Here is a 20,470-nt window from a genome sequence, read left to right on the forward strand (position 1 = left end):
AGGCAAGCCCCCACTAAAATGTGGTTGGCGTATGCGCACTTATCATTCGACAAGCCTTGTCTGTGTGATTTGTAAATCGATGGGGCTTCGTCGTATCAATAATGTACGACTCGCCCGCTGTTATGACATGAGATTGCCCTTTATATTCCAGAGTGATTTCACCCTCTAATACGGTGCCAATCTCTTCGCCTTCGTGTTTGATTTCTGCCGCACCAGTGGTTCCATAAGGTGCGTATTCCTCGATCAAGAATCCGATGACTTGATCTTTGTCGCCATTCGTTACCAGTTTCATGGACACCGTCTCGCTTCCGATTTCCACAAGATCTGACGGCTTGATGACTACTTTCACTTCATCGTTCGAAGGTTGTTCAAAAGTGAAAAACTCTGATAACGATAAAGAAAATACATTAACGATTTTTTGTAGTGAGCTGACCGACGGGCTCACTTTGCCATTTTCAATGGATGAGATTGCACTGTGGGTAATACCAGCGCGCTCGGCTAGTTCCCTTTGTGACAATCCATGTTTTTTTCGTAACTGAACAATATTTTTACCAATCTCTTGATTGTCCATTCATACAGCTCCAAACGTTTAACGAGAGGTAGCCATCATAAATTCATTGAACAAAATTTGAGAGAAATGATTGGTTTTTGCTTCCCATTCTGGGTGCCACTGCACGCCAACGAAAAATTTTTGATTAGGAAGACTAAATGCTTCTACCAAGCCATCCGGGGCTTTAGCTTCTACTTGTAATAGAGGAGCAAGCTGATCGACGCCTTGGTTGTGTAGTGTGTTCACTTCAAAGAAGGTGGTGTTTTCCCAATGATTTTGCACCAGCCATTGTTCAAATAAGCTCTGCTTTTGAACTAGCACAGCGTGTGCTGGCGCGTATTTTTGTTCGAAATCTTCAACAGGCGCTTCACGATGGTCATTGAAGCCGGAGTCATGAACGGCTGGGTTTAACGAGCCACCGAGTGCGACATTCATCTCTTGAAAGCCGCGGCAAATACCAAGGCACGGAATGTTTTGGTCAACCGCATGACGAATTAACGTGAATGAGAGCTCATCACGAGCTTCATCTTTGTAGCTCTCTTCGTGCGTTGCATTGTATCGATGTGGCGCAACGTTAGAGTGGCTGCCAGGAAAAAGAAAACCATCACATATGTCTAGGATGGTGGTTACGTCATCGCCCGACATGTCGGGAGCCAACATAATCGGTAGTCCTCCAAAATCCTTTATGGCGCGAAGGTAAAAGTCGTTGACCGCTTGTATCTGATAGCCACCCAACTCTTTAGCGCAGCTAACCACACCAATGATGGGTTTGTGTGTATCTGCCATGATATGTCCGTGTTCAATTTATTTAACACAAACCCTACAAACCATGTACAAAATTATCAACACAGATGACCATTATTATCGTCACAACGTGATCTGAAGCACTTTTTAGGCTTCAAAACTGAATATTTATGCTCATTATATTGAACAAAACAAAACCAACTGTTACAAAATAGTTAACAGAAAGACATAAAAACCAGCCGTTAAACATCAAAAACACAGTGTAAGTACATGTTTAAATTAAAAATAACCTAAAAAACAAACAGCTCGCTCAGAGTGCTGTAATTTATTTGTTAATTTGGTTATTTCTAATTTCTACTCGTCAGGCTATTTGGAGAAGAAAATGGAATCGTATCTACAGGAAGTACAAAATTTTAAACAAAAATGGCCCGATATTGAATTTATCGATCTCATCTTTACCGATATAAATGCCACCCCAAGAGGAAAACGCATCCCGATAGATGCTCTAGAAAAACTGAATAAAGGTGTTGCCCTCCCCCTTTCGACCATCACCCTAGATACCAAAGGTAACGTCGTTGAAACAGCCGGGTTGGGAGAAGATCTCGGAGAACCAGATAATCTCTGCTATCCAATCAGCGGCACCTTAATGCCGACGGCAAAAGAACAAGTTGGTCAGCTACTGCTTAGTATGATGGATGAAACCGGGCAGCACCCTAACCCACTGTTCATCCGAAACATTCTCGCTTCTATATTGCAAACACTGCATGCTAAAGACCAATATCCTTGCGTCGCGCTCGAGCTGGAGTTCTATTTAATAGACAAAACCCGCGGCGAAAATGGCGAACCATTAACGGCAATTAACCCCACGAAAAAAACTCGAGAAAAAGATACCGAGGTTTACGACCTTGATGGACTAGATGACTACGCTGATTTCTTGGCCGACCTTAATCGAATTGCATTAGAACAAGGTTTAAACACTTCCGGAGCCCTATCTGAATCGGCACCAGGGCAGTTCGAAATCAACTTCAACCATTCTAAAGATGTGCTTCGAGCATGTGATGAAATCATCATCGCAAAACGCTTGATTCGCCAGGTCGCTCATCAGCACGGATTTGACGCCACATTTATGGCGAAACCTTTTAGTGAGCAAGCGGGTAATGGCATGCACATTCACCTCAGCTTGGTTGATACAGATGGTAACAACCACTTTAGCCAACCAGACGGTCAAGCGAGCGCCTTCTTCTATCAAACCATGGCAGCGATGCTGTCACAAACATCCGATGCCATGGCCCTAATCTGTCCTAACGTTAACTCTTACCGTCGCTTTGTTCCTGGCGCTTACGTCCCAACCAAAGCCGATTGGGGAGAAAACCACCGCGGTGTTGCGTTGCGTGTGCCTATCAGCGATAGCAAAAATCGCCGTATAGAGCATCGTATAGCAGGCGCTGACGTTAACCCATACATTCTCGCTGCAGTAGTACTTTCCGCAGTATTAGCGAGTGAAAGCTACACCAAAGATCAATGTCCACCGACTCTCAGTGATGATGCAATTGAGTTACCTCTGCGTATGTCAGAAGCTCTAGAGCGACTGGAGCACAGTGAGCTGGCTCAATACATCTCAAGAGATTTTATCGATTTGTATCTAGCTTGCAAACAGAGTGAACTCGCAGAATTTGAGCGCGCGATTACTCCATTGGAAATCGACTGGATGTTGCACTCGGCATAAACAAAGGAAATGAACTTTATGACTACGCAGACCAAGGCGCTGGATGCGCCTCTTAAAATCAACTCTCAACACATTATTGTTTCTTTAATCTCGGTTGCGACGTTTGTCTTTTTTACCACAATCGGTTTGAACCATGAGGAAGGCGAAGCCTACGGATGGATGAGTCTTTTACCAACGGCGTTGGTATTGGTCTTTGCGCTGACAACACACCGAACTGTGGAAGCCCTCTTTAGCGGCGCTATTGCCGGTGTTCTTCTGCTTAACCCAACTGAAGCGGTGGAACAGATTGTTGATATTTCCATGAGTGTAATGATGGATGAAACTATTGCTTGGATCATCCTCGTTTGTGGTTTGATGGGCGGCCTAATTGCTATTTTGGAGAAAGGCGGCAGTATCTTAAGCTTCTCCGACATGCTGGTCACGAAAGTAAAAAGCCGTAAGCAATCGATGCTGATGACCTTTGCTTTAGGTATTCTGATCTTTATCGACGATTATTTGAATGCGATTGCAATTTCTTCCTCAATGAAAAAAGTTACGGACGGCTACCAAATCTCGCGTGAAAAGCTCTCATATCTTGTGGATTCAACCGCCGCGCCTATCTGTATCCTCGTACCGATTTCCACTTGGGCAATTTTCTTCAGTTCGTTGCTAGAAGCAAACGGAGTAGCAGAAGCGGGAGATGGTATCAAAGCATACATTGAAGCTATTCCATACATGGCTTACGGCTGGGTAACGCTGGTGATTGTTTTGCTGGTTGCAATGGAAAAGATCCCAGATCTAGGTGCGATGAAAAAGGCAGAAAAGCGTGCGAAGAATGGTCAAGTTCGTCCAGACGGTGCAACAGATGTCGACTTTGGTCCCGATGTATCTGCACATACCAACCCAACCATGGGCCTTGTCAACTTCTTGTTACCAATGATCGTACTTGTTGCCGCAAGTTGGTATTTTGGTATCGATCTACTTGCTGGTGTTTTCGTCGCGTTAATCTTTACTATTAGCTTTTACGGCGCACAAAAACTGATCTCGATGAACGACATGTTCGAAGCTGTTTATGATGGCATTAAGGTTATGCTACTGCCGCTTGCGACCGTTATTGGTGGTTTCATGTTGAAATCGGTCAACGACTCATTGGGCGTCACGCAGTATGTCATTGAGACCGTCAGCCCTTACCTGTCAGCGTCTTACTTCCCGGCGATTATCTTTATGATTACGGGCGCGTTGGTATTTGCAACGGCATCGTCTTGGGGAACGTTTGCAGTAGCGATGCCAATTGTTCTACCTTTGGGCGAACAGCTTGGTGTGCCTCTACACTTAACCGTTGCAGCGCTGCTTTCAGCATCAGCGGCAGGGAGCCACTCTTGTTTCTTTAGTGACTCAACCGTGTTATCTGCACAAGGTTCGGGCTGTACAGCAATGCAACACGCAACCACACAGTTTCCTTATGCGTTGATTGGTATTGTTGCAACCGCGATTTTCTTCTTCATCATCGGTTAGCCCCTTTATCTAATTGCAAAACCCTGCTCAAAAATAGCGGGGTTTTGTTCTATCAAGTCAAATGATCCTCTTAAAACTACTTTACGTTCGTTCAGTATAAAAATACTCAAAGATGTACAGCTGCACTCAATAAGGGCTTGGCAAACCTAATATTTTTGGTTTACGCTTAGCGAAGCGTTTATTGTGCAACAAGGCAGCTTTTGAGTAACTTAAATGCCGCCTTAATACAGTGTTAACGGTTGGAGAGACATGAAAAAGTTAGCCCAAGAGATATGGATATTTGACGGAGATCCCGTCCAATTCTTAGGACTCCCATACACCACTCGTATGACTATTGTTAGGCTTTCTGATGGTGGCCTTTGGGTTCATAGTCCAATTAAGTTATCAAATTCGATTAGAGAGCAAATCAACAATCTAGGCCAAGTGAAATACTTAATCGCTCCTAATCATTTACACCACTTGTTCTTATCTGAATGGGTATTTGCCTATCCTAGCGCAGAAGTTTATGGCACAGATGAAGTCATCAAGAAGTGCCGTGATATACACTTTCACGCTTCACTTAACCAAGGCGGTAATGCTTGGAACTCTGAGGTTGAACAAGAACTATTTTCTGGCTCTCCATTAATGGAAGAGTGTGTGTTTTATCATCGACTTTCAAAGACCTTAATTGTTACTGACCTCGTCGAGAATTTTTCTGGCCAGGACTTTAACTACTGGCAGCGGTTTGTGGCTAAAGGGGCCGGTATTCTTGCTCCGAATGGAAAAATGCCTTTGGATTGGCGCCTAAGTTTTATGTTTAGCAAACAAGAGGCTCGAAAACACTTAAATAAACTGCTGTCTTGGAAACCTAATATATTGGTTATGGCTCACGGTGAAATCGTCCTTGATAATGCAGACAAGTTCTTACAGCGCTCTTTTAAGTGGCTAGTATGAGACAACATTGAAAACTCACACAACAGAATAGACAAGAAGCTATTTTAAAACATTAGGCCCTTTTAGCTTAGTCTTAGGGGGCAATTTACAGAACTACACGTTATGTTTAACGATAAGCTCCCCTATTCCTCTTAATTGAGCATTATGCAGCAATTTAAAATTCCGTTAGAATTGCACTTCAAAAACTTCAATGCGAAGAATTCTGAACATTGATACGGACATAAGTTCAAGAGTTAACATAACGCTATAGCAATCTCTTACTAATTATTTTGCTTCGAGACATTGGCATACTCCCGAAACAAACCCTTCGACTCTAAAGGTTTTGTTAATAACTGTTGCCATGCTTGTTAGTTATTCTCGTTGAACTCAGTATCTTGAAGTTGTTTGAATATATAAATTTAAAAAAGAGACATAAGATGCACAAAAAACTCATCATTCTAAGCTTGCCTATTCTATTAGCCGCATGTGCGGCACCAAAGTATACGGTAGAAACAATCTCGAAAGAAAATCAGAGCAAGGAAATCACCATCGTAAAAGACAACGCCACGCGAGATGTTTTCTTAGATTCGATGCAAGACTGGTGTTTGGATACCGCCCATAAATGCACAGTCGTAAGCGACGGCACTCCTCCTGTTAGCTCTGAGCTGACACTTACTTACGTATCACGCTGGAGCTGGGATTTTAGAACATTTATCGCTGATGCTCAGATCAAAGCCTACAAAAATAACGAAAAAGTAGGACAAGTTGAATTTAAAGCACCAAACAGCGCGAATCCAGATAAATGGGGTAAAGACAACAAACGAATCATTTCGATGATGGATTTGTTATTCGGTAAACAAACCGTGAGTGAGGCTCAATCCAAGATTAAGCTGGGCGAAATGTAATGAGCCGAGCAATTGCCCATTTAACCAGCATCATATATTTGTAGATAAAGATAGGAATGTTTAAGTGACTGAAGTCAAAACCATTGGGCTTTTCTTTATAACCGCCATTGCAGAAATATTAGGCTGCTACTTACCTTATCTCTGGTTAAAGGAAGATAAGTCAGTTTGGCTTTTGGTACCGGCAGCGCTATGCCTTGCTATGTTTGCTTGGCTTCTATCTTTACATCCTACCGCAACTGGCAGAGTTTATGCCGCTTACGGTGGTGTCTATATTTTTGTCGCAATTCTATGGTTGTGGTGTATCGACGGCGTTCGACCAACGCTCTGGGACATAGTGGGGGTTTCTGTCGCTATGCTTGGCATGTCAATCATCATGTTTTCACCCAGAGCATCCTAAACGTAACCGAGGGAAACCCTTACGCTTAGTATTTTGGCTATGTGCTAGATTTATTGATTAATAACATTATGACGTAATTGCTACATAGCCAAAGTATGCTTGGGCTTCACCCCAAAACAGCGCTATTTATAGGAGATACCAATGAACCATGCAGTGAAGGCAAGATTTGATGAGTATCCAAAACATGTGCGTATTCGGATAGAAGAGCTACGAAATATCGTCTTAACTATCGCTTCTGAATTAAAACTGGGGGAAGTTGAAGAATCTCTAAAATGGGGAGAGCCAAGCTACAGTGTGAAAACAGGTAGCCCGGTAAGGATGGATTGGAAACAGAAAACGCCTAGTCGTTATTATCTGTTCTTTAATTGCCAAACTAAGCTCGTCGACACATTCCACGAACTGTATAGTGACTCACTTGAGTTTCAGGGTAATCGAGCAATAATTCTATCTTTATCAGCACCTTTGCCAGAAGCTTCAATCAAGACCTGTTTAGAATTAGCATTAACCTATCAAAAGCGAAAGAACTTACCTCTTTTAGGTATGTAAAATCGCTTAATAAAACTATTTACGGCCGATTAACCATATTCAACTACTCTACCTTTGTATCCTTTTTAATGCTTCCGCAGTAAAGTTTTAGATTAAGTGGTCACGTTAATAGCTCCGTAACCAAACTAGTAATATCGAAATAAAGAAGAGTTTATGAAATCAAAAATCTTGTTCTTACTTATGCTTGGAGCTCATTTCAATGCTTTTTCAGTGACGAACTATCAAGTCAATGTGGTAGTAACAGAGCCTCAATCAACATTCATTTTTCCGACTTTTGAAATATCCTCTAAAGGAAAAAGCAAAACCAGTTTTTTCGACGGCTGCACGTACTTAGGAACCCTTTCAGAACCGAGCAAAAATAGCATACAGCTTGAAGCTACCATGTCATGCAACCGAGATGGCGCTACGTCAAGGATGGAAATGCCGGTATTTGTACTCAACTCCGAGGGTCAAAGCGCGAGTTATGATCTTGTAGAAAACGGGATCGTGATGTGGAAATATTCTGTAGAAGTTAAGCCGTCACTTAAAAAGTGATATATCAGAAATACTAAAGTAACAATCAGCACTATTAACCGCCGTTTAAGTGTAATAGGTATATTCTTTACGACTTAATGACGTTACTTGTTGCCGCAAGTCTCCAACTCATGTACAAAACAGCCCTAATTTTAATAGGAGCTAAGTGGCATGAATTTAATTGTACGTCAGGTAACTTTAGGTGATGCTGAAGGCATTACAAACGTCCTCAATCCCATCATTATTGAAGGTTTATACACTGTATTAGATACGCCTTTCACACCTGAAGAAGAAAAAGAGTTCATTACTCATTTCCCAGAACGGGGCGTGTTTACAGTCGCTTTATCCGAAAATAGCTCACAAGTCATTGGTTTCCAAAATATCGAGCCCTTTGCACAATATACAAAAGCTTTTGACCATGTTGGCATAATTGGTACGTTTGTTAGTGACGGTGCTCGTGGCCAAGGTGTGTCTAAACAGCTTTTCAAATCGACATTCGAAGTAGCCAAACAAAAGGGTTACGAAAAACTATTTGCGTACGTTCGCAGCGAGAATGAGCGAGCGTTATCAGCCTATCTCAAACAAGGCTTCGAAATCGTAGGGACCGCGAAGAAGCATGCAAAAGTTCGTGGGAAATACGTAGACGAAGTCCTCATTGAGAAGTTTTTGTAGGTGTTAAGTCGCTAAACACTAAGCACGCATATAAGAACATTTGAACCAAGACTCAATTTCCGTCGTAACAATGTCTTTTCTAAAATAGGTTATTTGAAATGAAACTGACCTCGGAAACTGAGTCAAGAATAATAGAAATGGCATGGGAAGACCGCACCCCATTTGAGGCTATCGAATTTCAATTTGGTTTGAATGAATCCGACGTGATTCAGTTTATGCGTAGCCGGCTCAAATCAAGTAGCTTTAAATTGTGGCGTAAAAGGGTTTCGGGGCGCAATACAAAACACAACAAGCTACGAAACTCAGACATCATTAGAGGTTATTGCCCAACTCAATATAAGCCGCGATAGCGAACTGCACTTGGCATAAATTTTTATTACGAATCGCAACATTTATCGCCCTACCTTTGAATCAACTTCATGATTGGAGGGGAATAGTCACCACTTAAATCAACCTAGGTGTTTCAGGGCGATAATAAATTCCATGGGAGTCATATTAACATCCTCAGACGCCATCAAACTAATGATTCCACAGAAAAGATTAACACCAAACGCCCACTAAAAATAACTCAGATTACGGCGTCATTTAACCTGTGTATCAATCTCTTTTACCTTCTATTTAGGCACTAGAATCACTAACCTTCTATTTTATCTTTGAAGGCACAGATAAAAAGCTGCATGATTGAAAAGGAAAAATAGCGGATAACGGTTTAACAAGCACTCGAAGCTTGGAGGCAATTTTGAACAAATTACTTATGATATTTGCGTTGGTTTCTTTACCTTGCTTGGCCTCTGATGATGTTGAAGATCCCTGCAAAGTAAAAGGCGGTGGCGTTATGGCTGGTTATCAGTGTGTAGAAAAGAAAATGGAATCTGCAGATAAAGAGCTTAACGAAAGTTACAAGGAAGCAATCGCTAGAATAGGTGAGGAAGAAAAAGCACTAAGGGAAACATGGTCTCAGACCGAACTGGTAGAGCCATTTCGAAAGGCCCAAAGAGCTTGGCTAAAATACAGAGACGCCGAATGTGAATTTACGGGCCTGTCTTCCACACCCTCACCCTGGCAAGGTGTCCAGATTGAAGAATGTAAGTTAAGAATGACGTTAGAACGCGTCGAATACTTCAATGGTGTATACGTAGGCTAAACGGATTACATCTAACAAGGCACTTCAATAAGATTCGCAACTCTTGGCAATTTCAGTTTAAATGTACTCTGTGTTTAAGATGCAAGCGTTCAGGTTGTGCGTAAAGCTTATATGGGTGTGAAATAATTATGGAAAAAGACGATTTAGTTGGGCTAGTAGTTAAGTATTTCGAGAAAATAGATGCCGGTGATCCTAGCTATCTGGATCTATTCTCAGAGGATGTTGACTTTTTCTTTCCTAAATTTGGGCAAGTGAAAGGAAAGAGTGCCTTAGTGGAGTTTGGCAATAGGATTGGTAGCTCGTTGATTAGTATCTGGCACGACATAGACGGCTTTCAAATAACGACTGCTGGAAACAAGGTCATTGTTGAAGGACAGGAAGGCGGCGTAATGAGTGATGGTACCTCTTGGCCGGACAACAAAGTTTCCACAGGGCGTTTTTGTAGTGTATTTGAGTTTGAAGGAAAAATGATAAGTCGTATGTTTGTGTACGTAGATCCTGACTTTCCGAGTCGAGATTTTGAGAGAATTTCCGTGCTGTCAGGCGAGAGCAACGTGCGACAAACTGTTCAAGCCTGAATACTACCGTTACCGCATAGCATCTTTGTTATGCGGTAGTATTCGTAGTTAAGGTGTGTTGAGGGCTTTGATATCGCTTTACTCACACCTTATCAGTGCGTTAGCCACATTCCCTTACTGATAGAAATGCTACTTTCTTCAATCGTCCTGTATTATGATAATGAAAAAGATTGCATTAATTTTAAGATTAAAATGAACCAAAAATTTTTTCTAAAACTACTCCCTGTCCCTTTTCTTCTAGCCGGTTGCCAGTCTACGCAAAGCCAGCTACAGCCTATACCTGAAAACGTATTATCAAACCTATCGACTCAATGGGCAGTGGTAGAGGCCTGTTTTCATTCCGATGCTTATAGCTTAGAGCAATCGGTAAACTATCGAGAGGCCATTAACTATTCTTTTTCTACTTGGCTAGTCGATCAGTCCGATATCGATCAGTCGGTAAATGAAGCTCGTGTAGCGTTATCAGAATATCAGTCTCAGAATGATGGTTTAGGAACAACATGTAAGGATTGGCACCTACCCCTAGAATCTGGATTGCGAGAAGTTAACAATCATAAGAATCAAGTGGCGATAGACCAACAGCGAGCACATGAAATACATAAAGCAAACGCTTCTAAACCTGTGACGTATTCAACACCAGCATCTACTTCGACTAGTAATGTTGTTCACTGTTACAAATTGGAAGACGTTAGCTTGAATAAGAACATTCAAACCTTTAATGGAATGATATGCCCTATAGGCTGGCTTAAATATTATGGCTATTAATGTATTTGATTAATACAGGACTTAAGAATGAACTCTAAGTTTAATTTTTAGTTCAAGATTGGGTTTCTTGTTTACAATGTTATGTTTCCAGTTGGATTACCGTATTCGAATAGATTGACGAAGTTAATCAATATATGTGTATTGATGCTTACTTTTTATCGAGTTATCTTTGTTTGATAGCCATTAAAACGAGTAAGGAAACAAAGTGACTGTGTTAACAAAAGGCATACACCACGTAGGTTTAACCGTATCTAACCTAGAAGCAAGCGCGAAGTTTTTCACTGAACAATTAGGTTGGAGTGAAGTAAAAAGAAATCCAGACTACCCGGCAATATTTGTGAGTGATGGGCATATCATGCTTACACTATGGGCGGCTAAGGCTGATGCCGCCACTCCATTTGACAGAAAAACGAATATTGGTTTGCATCACTTAGCTTTACTCGTAGAGACTGAGAAGCAACTCTATGAGTTGCGTGATCAATTTATGGCGTCGGGAATCGAAATTGAGTTTGGTCCCGAGCTTGTTAAAACAGGACCCGCAAAACATTTAATGTGTTACGACCCAAGTGGTATTAGGGTTGAGTTTTTCTGGGCGGGCTCATAAAACAAACATAACAAAGTTTTATAATAGGGATTTGGTACACATGGCATTGTTAGTTTGCACCGCCTTTGGTATTCAAGGTGCTTAGCAGAAGCTTGTGTATCGAATGCCCCTCCCCTCCTACTACAGATTTTGCGACTTACGAGTAAGTCCAAAAGGATAAATGTTATGTATAAAATCGGCGTTGTTTTATTTGATGATTTCACGGATGTCGATTTCTTTCTTATGTATGACTTGCTGGGGCGCACAACCGACAGTTGGACAGTAAGTATACTTGGAACTAAATCTGAACATCATTCCCACCTCGGTATGAAAGTTAAAACAGACGGACACCTTTCTGAGGTGACGAATCAAGATGTCGTTCTTATTACAAGCGGCAAACGGGGTATTCCAGCCGCTTTAAAAGATGCTGAATTTATGTCGGCGTTGAATCTTGATCCAAATAGGCAGCTAATAGGTTCGATTTGTGCGGGATCATTCATCCTCCATGAACTCGGTTTACTAAAAGGCAAGCGATTAACAACAAACCCAGATGCAAAGGCTGTTCTACAAAGTATGGGAGGAGATGTTCAGGATCTGCCTCTCGTGATAGACGGTAATGTAGCGACGGCCGGTGGCTGTCTTTCACTGATGTATCTAATTGGTTGGTTAACAGAACGGCTATTTGACTCAAACAAACGAAAAGCTATACAAAATCAATTGATACCTGCTGGGCAATTAGAGCTATTTGAAGAGCTTATTGCCACAACTATTCAATCAGCAGAGTTAGCAAGCTCGGATAACAAGGCGTTAAATAATCATTCATAACATGTGGTGTTTTACATTACGTTAGTTTTAGTGTTTAGGGTAAGTCACACATCAGTCTTGTGTGACTTACCCTTGAACATAACGCCACTTGGGGAAATTAACTTACAGGGAGTAAATCAATTGGTAAAAATGTACGGTTCTGAAGAGACAAGAGCGTTTTGCTGTAATTGTAAAGAAGTAACGCTACATCGGTACGAAAGCTTCTCTAAAGCGCAGGAAAAGACCGAGAAAAAAGCTAAAGGTTTCTTCTCAGGTCTATTTGCAGCAATAATTAGCTCATTAATGGAAGGCGAAGCGACTGGTGACTACAAATGTACAATATGCGGCACCAATCTTCACACGCCAGATAATTTAGATTAATAGTCAGTGTCTCTAATGCCACGGCTAGTGGCACGCAACATAATTTATAGACGGCTCTAGTGGGTTTGAAGCGTATACACCTTATGCATTGCATTTAGGGTTTTGAGGTAGTGTTGCGGATCAAGTAGTGCGCTTTTATCTCTAACAAGGGGCTAAAGCAGAGCAAAAACAAGGGACAAGAAAAGAAGTAGTTTTACTTGAGTATCAATGAATTACAGACACAAAAAAGCCCACCAAAAGGTGGGCTTTTTCTAAAATTTGGTGGGTCCGGGCGAACTCGAATCGCCGACCCCTACCATGTCAAGGTAGTACTCTAACCAACTGAGCTACGGACCCAAATTTTTTGTTCCTAACCATTCAATTCAGAATGGTGCGTCCGAGTGGACTCGAACCACCGACCCCCGCCATGTCAAGGCGATACTCTAACCAGCTGAGCTACGGACGCATTTCTCTGGAACGACGAGGATATTAGCTATAAGCGAACGACGGTGCAAGCACAAATTTGCCAACTTTGAACCGTTTGGCGAAAATGTAAACTCAACACGCGTTTTCAGATGATTTTATCGACAAGAACTGGGCCTGTAGGGTTTAAAAGTGTGATCTATATAACTTTTATTATCTCACTTAATTGTCGTAAGGCACTTCACTGAGCATCCAAATCTGTAAGGTTTGCGATACCTTAGGGCAAGTACCAAACAAAATCTGATATTTAGGTTTAAATGGTTCGCCGATATAGGTTGTACGGATCAACTCTCCTGTTTTAACATCCACTTGAGTGCTCACCCTGCCTTTGAAGTTTTGAAATATGACAAACTGCTCACTGTGGTAAACCATTTGCTCTCGGTAAAACAAGAAATGATCTTGGGGTGTCTCTGTCAATTCACACTCTAGTGGTTTCAAATTAGGTATCGCACTAACATTAGATGCGATGAACAATGCTGACAAAATCCATCCGTATCGCATATGGCTGCCCTATTCTGCACTCTTTTTCAAAGTATAGGTCTTGCCTTGAGGACAGATACAAAAAAGGCTTTGATCATCTCTAATCAAAGCCCCTTATTTCTGCAGGTTAATTGTCGTGTTTAGTCGTCCGCCTCAAACACAACGTTATAATTTTCGGTGTATGTACAATTCGGCTGACGGCTACAAGTAAAGAAACGTCTCCCTTTGAACTCACCTTGGCTTGCGGTTTTAATGATCATCGGACTGCCGCATTTTTTGCAAAAGCGCACTTCTTTATCAGGCTCAATCAAATCAATGTGTGCCGCAAGCAAACGACGTAATCGCCCAACTTGATAACTGTGCTTTACCGAGGCGCCAATTAAAGGCAGGTTGGCCGTCTTACAAACATGAATCAATAACTTTTGTCTTTCTATCTTACCCTTGTTTAGCTCCTGCCCATTATCCAATTCAACGATAACGCGCGGCTCTAGTGTCCTTGGGTCACAAATAACGTAATCAAAATAGCTTCGAGATATACGATTGTTCGCGACAAAAAACTGCTTCTTATTTTTGATTTCTTTTGGCGTAACCAAACTGGACATGTTTACTTTCGCGAATACTACGGCATGCTCCCCGACCGCAGCTCTTAACGCATTATAGAACGCACCCTCTTGACCTCTGAGCAGAGGGCCTTTCGAGCGATAAGGATAATCACGCGTGTCATCGTGCTTAATCACGTACTTTTGAATAACAAAGAAGAATAAAACCAGAAGAACAACAATGATAAAAATGTTGGTCATAAATAAAGTGCATCCAAAACAACTCGTTGCTCAAAGCGTAAATGGAAATGTTATGCAGAGCAACAAAACCTCGCAATTTTGAGGCGCCACGACGATAGCGAGAAACAGAAAATTTTGCTCACCAATAAAAACAAGCCAATCACACACTTGGATTGGCTCGTTTAAATTTTGTTAATACATTATGTATGCTAAGAATCAACTATTAGCGTCTGGCTGATTCTCTGGCATCGCATCAATAAAAGCGGGCAGTTGATTGCATGACTGCACAACAGCGTTAATGGTTGGATAAAGAGAGGTATCTACACCAAAGCGTTGTGCGTTATAAAATTGTGGTACCAGACAAATATCGACAATAGATGGCGAACTTGTCAGGCTAAACTTGCAATCACCATTTAGTTTACGATGCTTCTGAAGTTTCTCTTCTAATGCTGTAAAACCTTTGTGGATCCAGTGATGAATCCAAGCGACTTTGCGCTCTGGCTCGCAAGCTAACTCCCCCTCTAAATACTGTAGAACTCTCAAGTTATTCAGGGGATGAATCTCCATTGCAATATCCTGAGCCAAAGCTAGCGCTTGGTATCGAAGCGGCGTTTGCTTGGGGATCACAGTGACATCCGGGTAGTGTTCTTCTAAGTATTGAATGATCGCCAGTGACTGGGTTAACTGAACCTCCCCATCCACCAGCAAAGGAACCAGTTCAGAAGCGTTTAACTCATGGTACTCGTTACTGTGTTGTTCGCCACCATTGCGCACCAAGTGTACCGATTTTGAATCATACGGTAACTCTTTAAGATTCAAGCAAATACGCACACGATATGCCGCCGATGATCGCCAGTATCCGTATAAAATCATGCTATCGCTCATATCGTCTCCCAACCAGCACTGTTAGTGCCTGAGATATTGGCTAACTTGTTGGTCAATCGAACCGAATATGTTGTTGCCATCCGCATCGAACATTTCCAATCTGATTGAATCTCCAAACGACATGAAGTTAGTCGACGGCTTACCATCACGAATGGTTTCAATCATGCGAACTTCCGCGATACATGAATAACCAACACCACCCTCCTCAATCGAAGTGCCATGTTCCGTTCCCTGCTTGTTGGATACCGTACCTGAGCCTATAATCGCCCCAGCAGATAGCGGGCGCGTTTTAGTCGCGTGAACAATTAAGTCTGCGAAATCAAACGTCATATCGATACCTGCATTCGGGCGACCAAACGGCTTGTGGTTGTAGGTCGAGAGCAATGGTAAATGCACTTTGTTTTCGTACCACGCTTCGCCGAGTTCGTCAGGTGTTACTGCCACAGGAGAAAACGCAGAAGAAGGTTTAGATTGGAAAAAACCAAACCCTTTAGCTAACTCTGCCGGAATTAGGCCACGTAGTGAGACATCATTCACCAGCATGATCAAACGAATCGACTCCTGAGCCTCTGCAACACTTGCGCCCATTGGTACGTCACCAGTTACCACAGCAACTTCACCTTCGAAATCAATACCCCATTCATCACTGGCAAACTCGATATTGTCACAAGGTCCAATAAAGGCATCAGAGCCTCCTTGGTACATCAACGGGTCCGTCCAAAAACTCTCTGGCATTTCAGCGCCGCGAGCTTTTCGAACCAACTCAACGTGGTTTACGTAAGCACTGCCATCAGCCCACTGATAAGCGCGAGGAAGCGGCGACTCACAGTAGTGCGCTTCAAACTCTTCATACCCTGCAATCGTGCCATTGTTCAGTGCAACGTATAGCTCTTCCAGTTGTGGTGCTAGCGTATCCCAGTTATCAAGCGCCACCTGCATCGTCGGTGCTAAGTTCATGGGGTGGAAAATTTCTGTCGCTGGTACGCAGCGCGTTAAGTCTTTGCTCACGACCATCAACAAACCGTCACGAGTGCCATTTTTCTTGGTTGCTAATTTCATCCTTGCCTCTTACTTCTCTTGCCAGCTATAGACGTATTCTTTGTTTTCTACTTTTTCCAGCTCATCCGAAAACTGAAGTGCGTGACGCGTATCAATCATGACCGCGACTTCGTCGGCAAAAGTCTTCTTATGCTCTCGCCCTGCCTTGAAAGCTTTCGGGTGAGGGCCATGTGTAAAACCTGCTGGATGGAATGTCACCATACCCGCTTCAATGTTGTCACGACTAAAGAAGTCACCTGCATGGTAGAACAAGACTTCGTCATAATCGTCATTGTTGTGGTAGAACGGTACTTTGAGCGCTCCAGGATCACTTTCAATTGGACGAGGAACGAAGGTGCACACCACAAATCCTGCTCCTACAAATGTAGTATGTGCAGAAGGCGGTAAATGGTAACGATGTGACATAAGTGGACGAATATCACGCCAGTTCACTTTTACTACCGCCAAATCACCATGCCACCCAATCGCATCCAGCGGGTTGAATGGGTAAGTGATAACACTGACTTTATCGTGGCGTTTCACCTGAACCTGTGTTTGATTCTCAGAATATTGAGCACGGAACTGATCGTTGATCGACGGCGTTTCTAAAACCGCCGGATCAAACACCGCGTGGTTTCCAACCATGCCTTTTTCGGGCAATGTATAAGCCGCATCGGTGTTTTCAATCATCAGAATGAACATCGGCTCGCTTGGTTCTAAACGCCAGCTCGTTGAGCGCGGGATCATGACATAATCCCCTTCGCTCACTTTCAAATGACCATAATCACAGTAGAGATCTGCCGTACCTTGGTGGATGAATAGCAGTTCGTCGCCATCTGCATTTCTCACCAAGAAGTCCATTTTTTCATCCATACGCCAAACACGAACTTTACAATTCGCGTTGTGTAATAGATGCGGGACTGCCCAAGGGGTAATATGGCTGGCTTTCTCGACTAGATTAAAATCGAACGCTCGTGGACGTAGCTCTCCCTCCCACTCAGACCACCCCGTTGGGGCATGTTGATGATGAAAATGTGTTGCGGGGCCGAAGAAGCCACTTCGACCTGCCTCACGTTCATAAATTGCCTCTTCCGGGAAGTCAGCATGCGCTTGTTTAGAGCACACTCCCTCCCGGTGAGGGAATGTGATCCATTTATGCATCACTCAATACTCCTCGACGAATTTGGTCTTCTTCTATCGATTCAAACAACGCTTTGAAGTTACCCTCGCCAAAGCCTTCATTGCCTTTACGTTGGATGATTTCGAAGAACACAGGGCCGATAACGGTTTGAGTAAAGATTTGTAGCAAGATGCCATCTTTCGTTGGTGCACCATCAATAAGAATCTGCAAATCACGAAGCTTGCTTACATCTTCACCGTGACCTTCAACACGCTGATCGACTTTCTCGTAATAAGTATCTGGCGTTGGCATAAAGTCCATGCCTCGCTCACGCAAGGTTTTGACCGTTTCGTAGATGTCGTCAGTGGTCAATGCGATGTGTTGAATACCTTCGCCATTGTATTCACGGATAAACTCTTCAATCTGTGATTTATCATCTGACGACTCATTGATAGGAATTCGGATTTTGCCGCAAGGTGCGGTCATCGCACGGCTGACAAGACCAGTCAGCTTACCTTCGATATCGAAATAACGAATTTCGCGGAAGTTACCAATGCGCTCATAGAAACCAGACCAGACATCCATGTTGCCTTGCTTAACGTTGTGCGTTAAGTGGTCGATTTCGTAAAGACCAACATTCGCTTTTGATAAACGCTCATCAGCATCATTATAAAAACGAAAATCGACATCATAGATGCTCTGCTTTCCATAACGGTCGACAAAATAAAGCAAGCTTTCACCGATGCCATAAATAGCAGGAATGCTTAGCTCCATCGGCCCAATTTCCGTTTTATATTCTTTACCGCCATTCTCTAACGCATGCGCCAGAGCAACGGTGGCGTCTTTCACACGAAATGCCATGCCACAAACCGACGGACCGTGAACTTTGGCGAATCCCTCAGCTTGGCTATGCGGCTGCGCATTCACAATAAAGCTAATGTCACCTTGTCGATATAACCACGCTTCTTTTGAGCGATGCTTTGCAATCTCCGCAAAACCTAACGATATAAACAGATCTTTAAGCTGTTGAATGCCTTTGTTGTCAGCAGCGGTATATTCAACAAACTCAAATCCGTCTGTTCCTAATGGGTTATATGCATCAACCATGACTTTCTCCTTGTCTCAGTAGCTTTTGTTTGGACTTATTTTTCTAACTTGGCGCAGGTCTTGAGAAATTGGAATACGTGGGGAGAAATCTTTATCTTGGCGATTTTTACGCATAATTGTAAAATATATGTTACACACAGAGAGCGCATCGAACCCACTTTCGTAAACATCAAACAAACTGCTTATTTTCAATATATTAGATTGATATTTTCGGCTTTACGCCAACATGAAAAATGTAAACAAGTTGTTACTTTGGCATTTTATCTTGGCAACGTAGCTTAAAAAGTAAAAGAGGGATAGAAAGCCTATTGCCCCCTATTTCTATCTGCTTCATTCATTTGGTCCTACAAAACATCGAAAGTAATGTTTCGTGACGTTTCATACAGTTCGAAAGGCTCATCGGTCAGAATCGTGTCATGGATACCCCTTTATTGATTCACCTCAGTTTTATTCAAAAGTAACTATGCCATAAGTGGTGCTCTGTTCCCTATCGAGCCGAGCCACAAGGCTTCACGCTCGATCAGAAAAAGAGACATCTAATGACACACATTAATCAAGAACGCTTAGTTGAACATTTTTGCCAACTGGTACGTATCGATAGCGAATCAACAAACGAAAAACAAATTGCAGAAACACTGGCAGAGCAGCTAGGCGACCTAGGCTTCACCGTGCACAAGCTTCCAGTGCCTAAGCACATTTCTAACGGCTTTAACCTATACGCCCGTTTAGACGGCAAAAAAGACGGCTCTATCCTAATGAGCTGTCATATGGATACGGTCACTCCAGGCATTGGCATTGAGCCAATCATCGAAGACGGTGTTATCCGTTCAAAAGGCAATACGATTCTTGGTGGCGATGATAAATCTGGTATTGCTGCTATCATGGAAGCCGTTCGTTGTATTCAAGCGGAAAACCGTGAGCACAAAACGTTAGAACTTGCTTTCACCGTGTATGAAGAAGGCGGCTTATTCGGTTCACAATACTTCGATATGTCACATGTCAATTCAACGGAAGCAATCGTGTTAGACACAGGTGGCCCTATTGGCACCATTGTGACCGCAGCCCCAGGCCAGCAAAAAATCATGGCAAAAATCAAAGGTCGACCAGCACACGCAGGGCTTGCGCCAGAAGAAGGCATCAGTGCGATCATGGTGGCGGCAGATGCCATCAACCAAATGAAGCTGCTTCGCATCGACGAAGAAACGACAGCCAACATCGGTATGGTTAACGGCGGTCAGGCCACAAACATTGTTATGCCTGAATTAAAAATCGTGGCAGAAGCACGCTCCCTGAATGGCGATAAACTAGATGCTCAGGTCAATCATATGATCTCAACATTAGAGTCTGTCTGTAAAAAACACGGTGCAGAAGTCGAAATTGAATCTAGCCGAGCCTATGACGCTTTTGTTATTGAAGAAAACCACCCACACGTAAACGCTATAAAAGCAGCATTTTCAGAGTTGGGAATTGACGCCTTCACAAAAGGCACTGGCGGCGGTAGCGATGCCAACAACTTTAACAAGAAAGGTCTCACAACTGTCAACCTTTCAACTGGCATGGCAAAAGTACACACGACAGAAGAGTTTATCGCGGTAAGTGATATGGTCAAAATCACTGAGTTCGTGAAACATTTCCTAGTCAGTTAACGTCGTGCCTTTTGAAGAGCAGACTGACTATCTTCCCCTTCTAGCCTGTGCTTGAAGGGGATTTTAATTTGTATCGAAGCAAAATTACTTCCCGTCATGCCAACTTGATATCAGATCTTCAAAGAAATTCCCCTAGCTCACTTTTTGAGACCAGACAGCTCAACACCTGACCCCCTGTTACAGTAATGTTAAAACTCGATTGTGTAGACAATTTATACAATATACATTTTTGACATCTT

24 protein-coding genes and 2 tRNA genes are annotated in these 20,470 nt (G+C 42.7%); 16 read left to right on the plus strand and 10 right to left on the minus strand.

Annotated elements, in window-relative coordinates; genetic code table 11:
* Positions 1-13 precede the first annotated feature (13 nt).
* Both puuR and R7035_RS01245 read right to left on the minus strand, forming a co-directional pair.
* Positions 14-571 carry an HTH-type transcriptional regulator PuuR gene (gene puuR, locus R7035_RS01240; protein ID WP_005377813.1) on the minus strand — a complete coding sequence of 186 codons (558 nt, stop codon included), beginning with the start codon at positions 569-571 and terminating at the stop codon, positions 14-16.
* Positions 572-589: 18 nt separating this feature from the next.
* Positions 590-1,336 carry a gamma-glutamyl-gamma-aminobutyrate hydrolase family protein gene (locus R7035_RS01245; RefSeq protein WP_005377814.1) on the minus strand — a complete coding sequence of 249 codons (747 nt, stop codon included), beginning with the start codon at positions 1,334-1,336 and terminating at the stop codon, positions 590-592.
* A gap of 340 nt (positions 1,337-1,676) precedes the next feature.
* Between R7035_RS01245 and R7035_RS01250 the strand changes: the two genes are divergently transcribed.
* From R7035_RS01250 to R7035_RS01320, 15 genes are all read left to right on the plus strand, one after another.
* Complete coding sequence (locus tag R7035_RS01250) at positions 1,677-3,020, plus strand: glutamine synthetase family protein (protein WP_017820915.1); 1,344 nt, start codon at positions 1,677-1,679, stop codon at positions 3,018-3,020.
* Between the two features lie 18 nt (positions 3,021-3,038).
* Positions 3,039-4,514 carry a Na+/H+ antiporter NhaC family protein gene (locus R7035_RS01255; RefSeq protein WP_005377816.1) on the plus strand — a complete coding sequence of 492 codons (1,476 nt, stop codon included), beginning with the start codon at positions 3,039-3,041 and terminating at the stop codon, positions 4,512-4,514.
* A 249-nt stretch (positions 4,515-4,763) separates the two neighbouring features.
* The gene (locus R7035_RS01260) at positions 4,764-5,447 is read left to right on the plus strand and encodes a DUF4336 domain-containing protein (protein WP_054574095.1); all 684 of its coding nucleotides are present in this window, start codon (positions 4,764-4,766) and stop codon (positions 5,445-5,447) included.
* Between the two features lie 416 nt (positions 5,448-5,863).
* Positions 5,864-6,331, plus strand: coding sequence for an Sbal_3080 family lipoprotein (locus tag R7035_RS01265; protein WP_005385757.1), 468 nt, complete (start codon positions 5,864-5,866; stop codon positions 6,329-6,331).
* A 64-nt stretch (positions 6,332-6,395) separates the two neighbouring features.
* Complete coding sequence (locus tag R7035_RS01270; protein ID WP_005377819.1) at positions 6,396-6,728, plus strand: YnfA family protein; 333 nt, start codon at positions 6,396-6,398, stop codon at positions 6,726-6,728.
* A 141-nt stretch (positions 6,729-6,869) separates the two neighbouring features.
* On the plus strand, positions 6,870-7,274 hold the full coding sequence (locus tag R7035_RS01275) for a DUF1801 domain-containing protein (protein WP_005377820.1): 405 nt from the start codon (positions 6,870-6,872) through the stop codon (positions 7,272-7,274).
* A gap of 153 nt (positions 7,275-7,427) precedes the next feature.
* Complete coding sequence (locus R7035_RS01280; RefSeq protein ID WP_170897121.1) at positions 7,428-7,808, plus strand: hypothetical protein; 381 nt, start codon at positions 7,428-7,430, stop codon at positions 7,806-7,808.
* A 150-nt stretch (positions 7,809-7,958) separates the two neighbouring features.
* On the plus strand, positions 7,959-8,459 hold the full coding sequence (locus tag R7035_RS01285; RefSeq protein ID WP_170897122.1) for a GNAT family N-acetyltransferase: 501 nt from the start codon (positions 7,959-7,961) through the stop codon (positions 8,457-8,459).
* A 98-nt stretch (positions 8,460-8,557) separates the two neighbouring features.
* Entirely contained in the window at positions 8,558-8,809 is a 252-nt protein-coding gene (locus tag R7035_RS01290; protein WP_005377824.1) for a TIGR03643 family protein, read from the plus strand.
* Between the two features lie 404 nt (positions 8,810-9,213).
* On the plus strand, positions 9,214-9,603 hold the full coding sequence (locus tag R7035_RS01295) for a lysozyme inhibitor LprI family protein (RefSeq protein WP_017820912.1): 390 nt from the start codon (positions 9,214-9,216) through the stop codon (positions 9,601-9,603).
* Positions 9,604-9,731: 128 nt separating this feature from the next.
* Positions 9,732-10,181, plus strand: a complete 450-nt coding sequence (locus R7035_RS01300) for a nuclear transport factor 2 family protein (RefSeq protein WP_132936613.1) — start codon at positions 9,732-9,734, stop codon at positions 10,179-10,181.
* A 192-nt stretch (positions 10,182-10,373) separates the two neighbouring features.
* Positions 10,374-10,946, plus strand: coding sequence for a hypothetical protein (locus R7035_RS01305; protein WP_225466652.1), 573 nt, complete (start codon positions 10,374-10,376; stop codon positions 10,944-10,946).
* Positions 10,947-11,151: 205 nt separating this feature from the next.
* Positions 11,152-11,550, plus strand: coding sequence for a VOC family protein (locus R7035_RS01310; protein ID WP_031780991.1), 399 nt, complete (start codon positions 11,152-11,154; stop codon positions 11,548-11,550).
* A gap of 165 nt (positions 11,551-11,715) precedes the next feature.
* Entirely contained in the window at positions 11,716-12,354 is a 639-nt protein-coding gene (locus R7035_RS01315; protein WP_054574092.1) for a DJ-1/PfpI family protein, read from the plus strand.
* A 129-nt stretch (positions 12,355-12,483) separates the two neighbouring features.
* Positions 12,484-12,714 (plus strand): hypothetical protein, encoded by a 231-nt coding sequence (locus R7035_RS01320; RefSeq protein ID WP_017820907.1) that lies wholly within the window; start codon positions 12,484-12,486, stop codon positions 12,712-12,714.
* A 259-nt stretch (positions 12,715-12,973) separates the two neighbouring features.
* On the opposite strand, the gene R7035_RS01325 is transcribed toward R7035_RS01320, so the two are convergent.
* From R7035_RS01325 to hppD, 8 genes are all read right to left on the minus strand, one after another.
* A tRNA-Val gene (locus R7035_RS01325) sits at positions 12,974-13,050 on the minus strand.
* Between the two features lie 32 nt (positions 13,051-13,082).
* Positions 13,083-13,159 (minus strand) — tRNA-Val (locus R7035_RS01330).
* A gap of 179 nt (positions 13,160-13,338) precedes the next feature.
* Positions 13,339-13,677, minus strand: coding sequence for a hypothetical protein (locus R7035_RS01335; RefSeq protein WP_005377830.1), 339 nt, complete (start codon positions 13,675-13,677; stop codon positions 13,339-13,341).
* Positions 13,678-13,796: 119 nt separating this feature from the next.
* On the minus strand, positions 13,797-14,456 hold the full coding sequence (locus R7035_RS01340) for a DUF2726 domain-containing protein (protein ID WP_047100684.1): 660 nt from the start codon (positions 14,454-14,456) through the stop codon (positions 13,797-13,799).
* A 195-nt stretch (positions 14,457-14,651) separates the two neighbouring features.
* Positions 14,652-15,320: a maleylacetoacetate isomerase gene (gene maiA, locus R7035_RS01345; protein WP_213866575.1), complete on the minus strand. Its 669-nt coding sequence runs from the start codon at positions 15,318-15,320 to the stop codon at positions 14,652-14,654.
* A gap of 21 nt (positions 15,321-15,341) precedes the next feature.
* Positions 15,342-16,379 (minus strand): fumarylacetoacetate hydrolase family protein, encoded by a 1,038-nt coding sequence (locus tag R7035_RS01350; RefSeq protein ID WP_213866576.1) that lies wholly within the window; start codon positions 16,377-16,379, stop codon positions 15,342-15,344.
* A gap of 9 nt (positions 16,380-16,388) precedes the next feature.
* Complete coding sequence (locus R7035_RS01355; RefSeq protein WP_042521907.1) at positions 16,389-17,519, minus strand: homogentisate 1,2-dioxygenase; 1,131 nt, start codon at positions 17,517-17,519, stop codon at positions 16,389-16,391.
* Positions 17,512-18,585: a 4-hydroxyphenylpyruvate dioxygenase gene (gene hppD / locus R7035_RS01360; protein ID WP_130546050.1), complete on the minus strand. Its 1,074-nt coding sequence runs from the start codon at positions 18,583-18,585 to the stop codon at positions 17,512-17,514. The genes R7035_RS01355 and hppD overlap by 8 nt, the downstream gene beginning before the upstream one ends.
* A 539-nt stretch (positions 18,586-19,124) precedes the next feature.
* Between hppD and R7035_RS01365 the strand changes: the two genes are divergently transcribed.
* Complete coding sequence (locus tag R7035_RS01365; RefSeq protein WP_213969537.1) at positions 19,125-20,231, plus strand: M20/M25/M40 family metallo-hydrolase; 1,107 nt, start codon at positions 19,125-19,127, stop codon at positions 20,229-20,231.
* Positions 20,232-20,470 lie beyond the last annotated feature (239 nt).

Origin of the sequence: Vibrio sp. 1731 (assembly GCF_033339955.1) — a bacterium.
Classification (GTDB): domain Bacteria; phylum Pseudomonadota; class Gammaproteobacteria; order Enterobacterales; family Vibrionaceae; genus Vibrio; species Vibrio alginolyticus.

Coding starts and splice junctions, on each gene's coding strand:
- puuR (WP_005377813.1), bottom strand. CDS start 571: ATGGACAATCAAGAGATTGGTAAAAATATTGTTCAGTTACGAAAAAAA.
- R7035_RS01305 (WP_225466652.1), top strand. CDS start 10,374: ATGAACCAAAAATTTTTTCTAAAACTACTCCCTGTCCCTTTTCTTCTA.
- maiA (WP_213866575.1), bottom strand. CDS start 15,320: ATGAGCGATAGCATGATTTTATACGGATACTGGCGATCATCGGCGGCA.
- R7035_RS01365 (WP_213969537.1), top strand. CDS start 19,125: ATGACACACATTAATCAAGAACGCTTAGTTGAACATTTTTGCCAACTG.
- R7035_RS01340 (WP_047100684.1), bottom strand. CDS start 14,456: ATGACCAACATTTTTATCATTGTTGTTCTTCTGGTTTTATTCTTCTTT.
- R7035_RS01295 (WP_017820912.1), top strand. CDS start 9,214: ATGATATTTGCGTTGGTTTCTTTACCTTGCTTGGCCTCTGATGATGTT.
- R7035_RS01250 (WP_017820915.1), top strand. CDS start 1,677: ATGGAATCGTATCTACAGGAAGTACAAAATTTTAAACAAAAATGGCCC.
- R7035_RS01275 (WP_005377820.1), top strand. CDS start 6,870: ATGAACCATGCAGTGAAGGCAAGATTTGATGAGTATCCAAAACATGTG.
- R7035_RS01255 (WP_005377816.1), top strand. CDS start 3,039: ATGACTACGCAGACCAAGGCGCTGGATGCGCCTCTTAAAATCAACTCT.
- R7035_RS01245 (WP_005377814.1), bottom strand. CDS start 1,336: ATGGCAGATACACACAAACCCATCATTGGTGTGGTTAGCTGCGCTAAA.
- R7035_RS01285 (WP_170897122.1), top strand. CDS start 7,959: ATGAATTTAATTGTACGTCAGGTAACTTTAGGTGATGCTGAAGGCATT.
- R7035_RS01355 (WP_042521907.1), bottom strand. CDS start 17,519: ATGCATAAATGGATCACATTCCCTCACCGGGAGGGAGTGTGCTCTAAA.
- R7035_RS01320 (WP_017820907.1), top strand. CDS start 12,484: ATGTACGGTTCTGAAGAGACAAGAGCGTTTTGCTGTAATTGTAAAGAA.
- R7035_RS01280 (WP_170897121.1), top strand. CDS start 7,428: ATGAAATCAAAAATCTTGTTCTTACTTATGCTTGGAGCTCATTTCAAT.
- R7035_RS01290 (WP_005377824.1), top strand. CDS start 8,558: ATGAAACTGACCTCGGAAACTGAGTCAAGAATAATAGAAATGGCATGG.
- R7035_RS01350 (WP_213866576.1), bottom strand. CDS start 16,379: ATGAAATTAGCAACCAAGAAAAATGGCACTCGTGACGGTTTGTTGATG.
- R7035_RS01300 (WP_132936613.1), top strand. CDS start 9,732: ATGGAAAAAGACGATTTAGTTGGGCTAGTAGTTAAGTATTTCGAGAAA.
- hppD (WP_130546050.1), bottom strand. CDS start 18,585: ATGGTTGATGCATATAACCCATTAGGAACAGACGGATTTGAGTTTGTT.
- R7035_RS01315 (WP_054574092.1), top strand. CDS start 11,716: ATGTATAAAATCGGCGTTGTTTTATTTGATGATTTCACGGATGTCGAT.
- R7035_RS01265 (WP_005385757.1), top strand. CDS start 5,864: ATGCACAAAAAACTCATCATTCTAAGCTTGCCTATTCTATTAGCCGCA.
- R7035_RS01260 (WP_054574095.1), top strand. CDS start 4,764: ATGAAAAAGTTAGCCCAAGAGATATGGATATTTGACGGAGATCCCGTC.
- R7035_RS01335 (WP_005377830.1), bottom strand. CDS start 13,677: ATGCGATACGGATGGATTTTGTCAGCATTGTTCATCGCATCTAATGTT.